Below are 9,315 nucleotides of genomic sequence, written 5' to 3'. Positions count from 1 at the left end.
CTGGGCGGTAACAAGACCGCCCAGAGGGCGGCGTTACGTCAGTATTGTTACCGCCCAGAGGGCGGCGTTACGTAAGGAATGAAAAAAATAAAATTGTCAAGAGTCATGGCGACTGTTATAAGTAAAGCTAATCAATACCAGATTTTAGACGCGATCGCCCCTACGTAACTCCTGTTAAAATCAGCTTTAAGAAAAAAAGTTTGTTACAGGCATCAGGGAGTGCATCTAAGTGACAATCAAGACACCAGCCTGCCGCAAAGCAATCAACTTAGCCGCGTCAGGCTTTACAATCATTGAAATATTAATTATACTTTTTATGCTGGGCATATTCAGCGCGATCGCAGCTCCTAGTTGGTTAGCATTCATCAATAACCAAAACCTTCGCACCTCCCAAGATAGAATTTTCTGGGCAATACGCATCGCCCAAAGCAACGCCAAACGCGATAAAATTTCCTGGCAAGCCAGCTTTCGAGAACAGGGTGGAATAGTACAATGGGCCGTTCATCCAGCTCACATTTTCCCCGATCAAATGGAAGAAGCAATATCCGATCAACTTGCACAATTAAAATGGCATAGCTTCGCGCAAAAGATCAGAATAGATATTGATAATACAACTTTAGATAAAGTCAATCCCACCAATAATCAGCGACCATCAGGTAACGTCTACAGATCGTTATTTAACCACAAAGGCTGTCCCGTTCCCGATCCTGAAGATGATTGTACCGCAATAGCCAAAGGACAATTGGGAAGAGTAACGGTAAAGCACGAACAATTAGGTCAAAAAAATAACCGCTGTGTGATTGTTTCAACGATTATAGGTGCAATGCGAACTGCACAAGATGCAACGAAAGCTCTTGATAAGGGAGGATGCAATAAAAACTGAAGATTAAAAATTAAAAATTACATCGCTATCCGCTCTAATTGTCATTGCGAGGAACGAAGCAATCGCAAAGGCTTGGATTGCTTCGTTCCTCGCAATGACGTAATGTTTGGGCAAACCGAACTTAATCTTACTCCCCAACAGCCGTTTGCATAGCAGCAGCAGTCTTAGCGCGATCCAATTTCAACACCAAAACTCCCAAGGGTGGCAAACACAAATCCAGCGAAAAAGACTTATTGTGGAACCACCACTCATCCGTCCATTTTCCGCCCAAATTCCCCATATTGCTGCCCCCATATTCGCGAGCATCACTATTAAACAATTCCGTATAGAAACCAGCTACAGGAACACCTACCCGATAATGACTGTGAGGTTGTGGTGTAAAATTGCAAACCGCTACCAAAAACTCTTCACCATCCTTAGATCGGCGGACAAAAGCTACCACGCTGTGGCGATTGTCGCTACAATCAATCCATTCAAACCCTTCTTGACTGAAATCCTGTTCATAGAGGGCTGGTTCACTGCGGTAAAGATGATTCAAATCCGTAAAAAATTGCTTGATCCCTTGGTGAGCCGGGAATTGCATCAAATTCCATTCTAAATCCCCCCAGACATTCCACTCCCGCCACTGGGCAAATTCCATGCCCATAAACATCGTCTTCTTTCCAGGGTGAGCGAACATATAAGTAAATAATGCCCGCACATTAGCCAACTTCTGCCAATCATCCCCCGGCATCTTGCCTAGAATATTGCTCTTCCCGTGAACCACTTCATCGTGAGATAAAGCCAACATAAAATTCTCGCTGTGGTTATACCACATACTGAAAGTAATGTTGTTTTGGTGAAACTGGCGGAACCAGGGGTCCATGTGGAAATAGTCCAGCATATCGTGCATCCAGCCCATATTCCACTTCAGGTTAAAGCCCAAACCTCCCACATAGGTAGGCCAAGATACCATCGGCCAAGAAGTAGATTCTTCTGCGATCGATAATACCCCTGGAAAATAGCTAAAAATTACATGATTAGTTTGCCGCAAAAACTCCGCTGCTTCAATATTTTCTCGGCCTCCGTATTGGTTTGTCACCCATTCCCCAGGTTCGCGGCAATAATCTAAGTACAGCATTGAAGCTACTGCATCCACGCGAATGCCGTCAATGTGGTACTTGTCAAACCAGAACAGGGCATTAGCTACTAAGAAATTCCGTACTTCGTTGCGGTTGTAGTTAAAAACCAGTGTTCCCCATTCTTTGTGCTCGCCTTTGCGGGGATCGGCGTGTTCGTATAAGTGCGTGCCATCAAAGAAGGGTAAACCGTGACCGTCTTTGGGGAAATGACCGGGAACCCAGTCTACAATTACGCCAATGCCGTGTTCGTGGCATTGGTCAACAAAATACATGAAGTCTTGAGGGCTACCGAAGCGAGAAGTCGGGGCGAAGTAACCTGTGACTTGATATCCCCAAGAACCATCAAAGGGATGTTCTGCGATCGGCAATAGTTCTATATGGGTATAGCCCAACTCCTTAACATAGGGGATTAACTTGTGGGCTAATTCCCGGTAAGTTAGAAAGCGTGCTCCTGGATTTAGTTCCGAAACCTGTACCACTGGTTCCGCTTCGCCGTTAGGTAGCAAGGCTGGTTCCCCAGAGCTCGCGTGTAGCCAAGATCCCAAATGGCACTCGTAGACGGAAACTGGCTGAGTCAGTGCATCTGTATGTCTGCGGTGTTCCATCCAGCCGCTATCGTTCCAGGTGTAAGCTTCTAAGTCAGTGACAATTGAGGCTGTTTTTGGTCGTACTTCTTGCTGGAAGCCATAGGGGTCAGACTTTTCGTAGGGATGCCCCTCCATGTTTTTGATTTCATACTTGTAAGACTCTCCTGCGCCCAAACCGGGAATAAATATTTCCCAGATGCCAGTTTGCCCTTTCCGCATTTGGTGTTTGCGGCCATCCCAACTGTTGAAGTCTCCCAATAATGAAACGTTGCGGGCATTTGGAGCCCAGACTGCGAAGTATACTCCTTTCACCCCATCTACCTCAGTTAGGTGCGCCCCTAACTTTTCGTAGATGCGGTGGTGGTTGCCTTCAGCAAATAGGTGCAGGTCAAATTCGGTCAGTTTGGGAGAACGGAAGGCGTAGGGGTCGTAGATGAAGCGATCGCGATCGCCTTCTTTGACTCGAAACTGATAGTTAGCTAACTCTGGCGCTTCAATCGTACACTCAAAAAAGTGAGGGTGGTGCACTGCGTGCATTGGGTATTCTGTCCTTGCTTCTGGCAATACCACCGACACTGCATCCGCGTTTGGCAGGTATGCTCGCACCGCCCAGGCTTTTGTGCCATTCTGCTCAATTAAATGTGGGCCGAGCACTTCAAAGGGGTCTTGGTGCTGATTCCAAATAATCCGGTCAATCTGTTCAAAAGGGATGCTCGTGGCCATAAAGTTACCTACCTGAATCACTTATCATTTAACTAAATTGACTTAAAAAACATGAAGGGGCGAGTTCACGTTTGGATGAGAATAGGGTAATTGCTAATTGCTAATTGCTAATTGCTAATTGCTAATTAGATATAGTAACTACCCAATTGAAAAGTGCGATAAATTTCTCACTATCAGGAATTACGCAAAAGTAGTTGTAATATCGCCTAGGGGGCGATATTACTTTAAGCGTAAGCTCTAACTATTCCTACTGGCTGCATCAATTATGATTGCAATTACTGCAAGTTATTGATGCAGAAAGAACTCTATTAATAATTATAAAGTGAATGTAGTTCAATCGTAAATTTTATCCAAAATTATGATACTGCTTAACTCGCATTGGCAGTTATAGCAACCGCCAAGGGGGTTAGGAGACGATTGATTGCTGAAAACCTTGCTACGATCGGCCTCGACCTTCTGCCTCCTACCTCCTGCCTCCTGCTATAGCAACCCAGGGGGTAGGGGTTCGCGGCAGAGTTTATGAATTTCGACAATGCGATCGAATAGCCAGGGATAGCCTTGGCTGTATTGGGGAATCAGGGCTAAGGGAGATAACAGAGCTGCCGCAGCGATATCGGCAACACTTAGGCGATCGCCAACCAAATAGGGTCGATCGCCCCAGCGATTCCCTAAAAACTCGATAGCAGTGGCAAGGCGGCCAGCAGCCAGTTCCACCGAGGCTTGATTGATGCGGTACTGTCGGCGTACCGCTTGAATTACGATTTGGCTCAACAGAGACGGGTCAATAGCTTTGCCGGGGCCTGCGCGAAACTCGTAGTAAACAAATCGGGTTGCCGTGCCAATGCTTTCATCAAGCCAGTCTTCCAGCATCCAGGCCTCAGCTTGTAGCTGGGGATCGGGGATTAACAGAGGAGGAGATGGACAGTAAGACTCCAGAAACTTGAAAATTTGGGTGGAGTCCGCGATCGCGGCGGGTTGACCCTCTAACTGAGGGAGAAGCACCGGCACTGTTGTCAAACCTCCCGTCAGCGGTCGGATCTTTAACAAGTGCAATCCCGGAGTCAAATTCTCAACTTGGTAAGAGATACCTTTGTAACCCAAAGCCAAGCGAGCTTTGCGACAGTAGTGAGATGTACTGAATTGCAGTAATAGCATCAGAGACAAACTAACATTTTCATTTCGGCCCTAACTGATGCCATTTAAAAAAAATATGTGAGGAGCGATTAGTTAAGCAGGTGAGAGGCTATACCTTGAGGGAAGGTATGGCGCGATCGCCCTGACTAGGGCTTCTTAGGTGTAGCCGAGGGAGAGGCCGAAGGAGAAGCTGGTTTAGGACTAGCGGCGGGAGATTCCGCTGGACTCGGAGAAACTGCTGGAGACGAAGGACTCGGGCTAGTTCCGCTTTCGCCAGCGCATGACCCTAAAACCGCAGCCAATCCAATAGCCAAAGTCAAGCGAATAAAGTTTTTGCTCATAATACACTCCTTAAGGTCGAAAACCGCTTCTAAAAATGTAGGCAACTTTTTAATTTCTACAAGAGACTCTACGGTTTAAGTCTTAAGCGTTTATTTTTAGCCTTAATGCTTCCTCAGTTTTGAGGTTGACTAATCCTCCGTTAGAGGCAGTCAAAAGACTGAAACGCCTGATGGGTGTTAAATTTTAGTGTAGAGAGTCGGGACTCTAGGTGTTTTTCCGGTTTGACCCGGAATCAGCGGTTAAAGCAGCGACTTTGTTCTCTACCGCACTCTAAGGTATCATAGTTTTTGCCGAGATCCGGTGGGAGCGTGAAAACTTTTTGCGGGATGTTCGCCAGTAAAATCTACGTATACTAATTTATTTAACGAACGGCAAAAAACCCTTCAATCTGAAGGGGACTTAACAACTGAATCTATAGAAACTATGCAAACTAATTTAAGAGTAAGCTGTGAATTTGTTTCTGAGCTATGGTTGGTAAGACGGCTGAATGCCTCCACACATAATTAAAACTAAAGCTGCTGCACATAACATATTGGTGAAGCCTATGACCCTTGCTATTAGCTCCCCAGATTCTACCCAACGCCGTCCTTCTCGCCTAGCCGCTGTTTCCTCAACGGAAAGTAAAGTTACTCCGATTGGGCGTGCTCGGCGGAAAAATGTATCTCCTCAACCAGCTAGCATCTCCGTTCCCACTATCGGTCGAGGTGCAACTCCGACTAAGGTAGCCGCTGTCAAAATTCTGCCCAATCGTCAGTTAAAACCAGTCTGGCTGCGATCGCTGTTGAGCATACAGCGGACTTCATCGGTGATAACGTTTCTACTATTAAGTTGTACTCTTACGGTTTATGGTTGGACAGTTTACGGCCAACAGCGCTGGAGTGAAGAATACCAAAAGCTAGAAACATTGCGGCGTAGCGAACAGCAATTAAGCGCTGCTAGCGTTGTCTTAAAACATCAAATTGCTACGGCGGCGGAAAATCCAGAAACGGGTTTGGCACCGCAGCAACCGCAGGACATGATTTTTCTAGAACCTGCGCCAGAACGCCAGGTTCCTGCCGCTAACCTAGATCCTCAGTCTACTCAGAAATCTACTGGAGAGACACCTTTGGGATACTAGAAAATTGTTAACAGTTAACAGTTAACAGTTAACAGTTAACAGTTAACAGTTAACAGTTCGCTAAAATCCCCGATTCTTATGACTTACGACTCCCGTTTTAAGCGCCGTAGATCGCTGACTTCTTCACCCCCAAAGAAACCGAATCAGCGACAGATGGGTTCTGTTTCCCACCTCAGAAGCCAGCCTCAGAAGGCTGTTGGCGACACCGATCTTAGGTATCGTCAGCAACCGCCTAGAGAACGTTTACAAAAACGGGACAAATACCGCCCTTATGTTGTTTGGGGGATATTAATGCTGTCTGGGTTGGGTCTGGCTGCAAATTTGTTCTACTTGCAAGTTAGGGAAGCACCAATTTTGCAAAAACGGGCGCAACAACAGCAGATATCGCGATCGCGCCCCTTTGTACCGAGACGACCAATTATCGATCGTAAGGGGGATATTTTAGCCCTAGACCGCCCAGTTTATACGCTCTGGGCTCACCCGAAGCTATTTAAGCAAACGAAGGGGGCGATCGCGGCTAATCTCGCGCCGTTGCTGGCGGCTATCGGCGGTGGACAGACGATTACTGAAGGGGTACTGCTACAAAAGTTTAATAGTGCTGAAAGCGGGCTGAAAATTGCCGACGGACTAAGTGAAGAAATAGGCGATCGCATTGCTAACTTGTTAATCGAAAAACAACCAGTTGATGGCTTAGAATTGATCCACCAACAACAGCGCTTTTACCCGCAGCAGGAACTTGCGGCTGGTGTAGTTGGCTATGTAGATAGCGATCGCAATGGTCAAGCAGGGGTAGAATACAGCCAGCAAAACTTGCTAGAGCGCACAATGCCGTCAATCCGTTATAAGCGGGCGGTTAATGGCAACTGGATTCCCGATCGACTCGCCGCAGGATTTGTCCAGTTCGATGACTTACAATTACAAGTGACAATAGACACCCGCTTGCAGCGGGTAGCGCGATCGGCCCTCAAGCAACAAATGGAGAAATTTAAGGGGAAGCGAGGGGCTGTAATTGTAATGGATGCGCGGGATGGGGAATTGCTGTCGCTTGTGTCTGAACCTTCCTACGACCCCAATCAATATTATAAATTCAATGTGGAACGGTTTAAAAATTGGGCAATCACTGATGTTTATGAACCGGGTTCGACTTTTAAACCGATTAATATTGCGATCGCCCTAGAAGCTGGCGCAGTTAAACCCGAAAGCGTTTTTAACGATGAAGGTCAAATTTTTGTCGGCGGCTGGCCGATTTCCAATTACGATTACAGACAAGCAGGCCCGCGTGGCGCTGTTACTGTTACTGAGATTTTACAACATTCCAGCAACGTTGGCATGGTACATATCATGCAGCAAGTCAAGGCTTCAGCTTACTACAATGCCTTGGAACGTTTAGGACTAGGACAAACCACAGATTCCGACTTACCTTTTGAAGTATCCAGTCAACTCAAAAGCCGAGAACAATTTATTAGTTCGCGGGTAGAAGCTGCAACTACCGCTTTTGGTCAAGGTTTTTCCCTAACTGCACTGCAACTGGTACAACTGTGCGGCGCTTTAGCAAATGGCGGTAAAATTGTTACTCCTCATGTTGTGCGAGGACTTTTTAGCGGCGATGGACAGCCTTTTTGGGAACTCCGTAGGCCAGCGCCGAGACAGGTGTTTTCACCAGAAAAGACGAAGCAAGTGTTAGCAATGATGGAAACAGTAGTGAAAGATGGGACGGGAAAGGGGGCACAAATTCCCGGATATCGCATTGCTGGGAAAACGGGAACTGCTCAAAAAGCTAATCCTAGTGGTGGTTATTCGGAGTATGCTAGCGTCGCTAGTTTTGTGGGAATTTTACCTGTTGAATCTCCCCGTTATGTAGTGTTAGCAGTAATTGATGAACCCCAAGGAGGAACGGGAGGAGTAGTAGCTGCACCTGTTGTCAAGTCGGTGATGGAAGCGTTGATTGCTGTGGAGAAGATTCCGCCTGCGGAGGTTGAAAAGGAAGGAGTGAAAGCAGCAGAATAGGTGTGAGGACGAAGCAATTAGGTGGGTTTGGACGCTAAAAAATTAGCAACAAAACACAATGGGAGAAACAACTTTTGAACAATCTCGAACTTGAGGCCATCGCATACCTAAGAACACCAAGCGCAATTCGCGAAAAGTGCGATCGCCTCTTCAATTTAGCCTGCGAAGACAAACTGCGTTACTTTCGCGTTGATTTAACTCAATTAGACAAAGCTGCTAATTATGTAATTGAAGTAATTCGCCAACAATATCCCGATTTTAACATCCCATTTCACAGCCGTTGGCGACATTTTGAAGTCGGGGAAATACCGCGTCTGGCGGAACTAGATAAAATCTTAGCACAACTCACCCCAATTGACAAAGCTAAAGTCAAATTTGACTTAGCAATTATCAGCGTTTTACTCGATGCAGGCGCAGGTGCAAATTGGGAATATTACGAACAGGAAACTGGACAAATTTATCGCCGTTCCGAAGGCTTAGCAGTGGCCAGCTTTCGGATGTTTTGTCAAGGCATTTTTTCCAGTAATCCTGATTTCCCTTTTCAAGCTGATGCCGAAGCACTTTCCCAGCTACAATTACAGACATTAGCCACAGGATTACAAGCGAATCAAAATAATCAGTTAGTTGGTTTAGAAGGTAGGCTAGAATTGTTGCAAAAATTAGGAAAAGTTCTCAGACAAAATACTGTATTATTTGGGAATGAGAATCCGCGTCCTGGGAATTTAGCCCAATATTTGCATGATGGTAAATACTCAGGAATGATGACGATCAAAGCTTCCGAAGTATTGAACGCTGTTTTAACAGGAATGGGGGAAATTTGGCCAGGAAGATATACAATTTCCGGTGTGAACTTAGGCGATGTTTGGTTGCATCCAGCGTTACAGAGACAAAATTTAAGTGATGGCTATGTACCCTTTCACAAACTTTCTCAATGGTTAACTTACTCTCTATTGGAACCGCTACAAGAACTTGGTTTAGAAGTAATTGCATTAGATGAATTAACAGGATTACCAGAATATCGTAATGGTGGGTTTTGTTTAGATATAGAATTGCTACAGGCAAAAGATAGAAGGATTTTTTTAGAAAGTCATTTACCTGGTTCTGAAATCATAGTAGAATGGAGAGCGCTGACTGTCAATTTGTTAGATAAAATTGCCGAACTAATTCGGAAAAAGCTAAACTTAACTACCGCAGAATTACCCCTAGTGAAGATTTTACAAGGAGGAACCTGGACTGCGGGAAGGAAAATTGCCACTGAATTGAGAGCCGGTGGAGTGCCGCCAATTCAGATAGAAAGTGATGGTACTGTATTTTAATCCTAATTCTGAAAAATATTGCTACAGTCTTGATATTGGATTTCACTTCGTTTCACCCAACCTATCAGTAACGCCGCCATCTTGG

The 9,315-nt window shown here is 45.7% G+C and carries 7 protein-coding genes; 4 read left to right on the top strand and 3 right to left on the bottom strand.

Annotation, left to right across the window (positions count from 1 at the left end):
- Positions 1-229: 229 nt before the first annotated feature.
- Positions 230-883 carry a type II secretion system protein gene (locus PY364_RS12965; RefSeq protein ID WP_275523048.1) on the top strand — a complete coding sequence of 218 codons (654 nt, stop codon included), beginning with the start codon at positions 230-232 and terminating at the stop codon, positions 881-883.
- 127 nt (positions 884-1,010) lie between these two features.
- Here the strand turns inward: PY364_RS12965 and glgB are convergent, their stop codons facing one another.
- From glgB to PY364_RS12950, 3 genes are all read right to left on the bottom strand, one after another.
- Entirely contained in the window at positions 1,011-3,314 is a 2,304-nt protein-coding gene (glgB, locus tag PY364_RS12960) for a 1,4-alpha-glucan branching enzyme (protein WP_275523047.1), read from the bottom strand.
- A 480-nt stretch (positions 3,315-3,794) separates the two neighbouring features.
- Positions 3,795-4,469, bottom strand: a complete 675-nt coding sequence (locus tag PY364_RS12955) for a glutathione S-transferase family protein (RefSeq protein ID WP_275523050.1) — start codon at positions 4,467-4,469, stop codon at positions 3,795-3,797.
- Positions 4,470-4,594: 125 nt separating this feature from the next.
- Positions 4,595-4,789, bottom strand: a complete 195-nt coding sequence (locus PY364_RS12950) for a hypothetical protein (RefSeq protein ID WP_275523046.1) — start codon at positions 4,787-4,789, stop codon at positions 4,595-4,597.
- A gap of 545 nt (positions 4,790-5,334) precedes the next feature.
- Between PY364_RS12950 and PY364_RS12945 the strand changes: the two genes are divergently transcribed.
- The 3 genes from PY364_RS12945 to PY364_RS12935 all read left to right on the top strand — a co-directional run bounded on the left by PY364_RS12945 (position 5,335) and on the right by PY364_RS12935 (position 9,230).
- Positions 5,335-5,907 (top strand): hypothetical protein, encoded by a 573-nt coding sequence (locus tag PY364_RS12945; protein WP_275523044.1) that lies wholly within the window; start codon positions 5,335-5,337, stop codon positions 5,905-5,907.
- A gap of 78 nt (positions 5,908-5,985) precedes the next feature.
- Positions 5,986-7,914: a penicillin-binding protein 2 gene (locus PY364_RS12940; RefSeq protein ID WP_275523042.1), complete on the top strand. Its 1,929-nt coding sequence runs from the start codon at positions 5,986-5,988 to the stop codon at positions 7,912-7,914.
- Between the two features lie 74 nt (positions 7,915-7,988).
- Positions 7,989-9,230 carry a URC4/urg3 family protein gene (locus PY364_RS12935; RefSeq protein WP_275523040.1) on the top strand — a complete coding sequence of 414 codons (1,242 nt, stop codon included), beginning with the start codon at positions 7,989-7,991 and terminating at the stop codon, positions 9,228-9,230.
- Positions 9,231-9,315 lie beyond the last annotated feature (85 nt).

The organism is Kamptonema sp. UHCC 0994 (assembly GCF_029167235.1).
Lineage (GTDB): Bacteria > Cyanobacteriota > Cyanobacteriia > Cyanobacteriales > Microcoleaceae > Kamptonema.
Note: the sequence above shows the minus strand (reverse complement) of the source record. Positions and strands in the feature narration are given on the sequence as shown.

What these genes read in the sequence shown, in the direction of transcription:
- PY364_RS12955 (WP_275523050.1), bottom strand. Translation starts at nt 4,469, where the DNA reads ATGCTATTACTGCAATTCAGTACATCTCACTACTGTCGCAAAGCTCGC.
- PY364_RS12940 (WP_275523042.1), top strand. Translation starts at nt 5,986, where the DNA reads ATGACTTACGACTCCCGTTTTAAGCGCCGTAGATCGCTGACTTCTTCA.
- PY364_RS12950 (WP_275523046.1), bottom strand. Translation starts at nt 4,789, where the DNA reads ATGAGCAAAAACTTTATTCGCTTGACTTTGGCTATTGGATTGGCTGCG.
- glgB (WP_275523047.1), bottom strand. Translation starts at nt 3,314, where the DNA reads ATGGCCACGAGCATCCCTTTTGAACAGATTGACCGGATTATTTGGAAT.
- PY364_RS12945 (WP_275523044.1), top strand. Translation starts at nt 5,335, where the DNA reads ATGACCCTTGCTATTAGCTCCCCAGATTCTACCCAACGCCGTCCTTCT.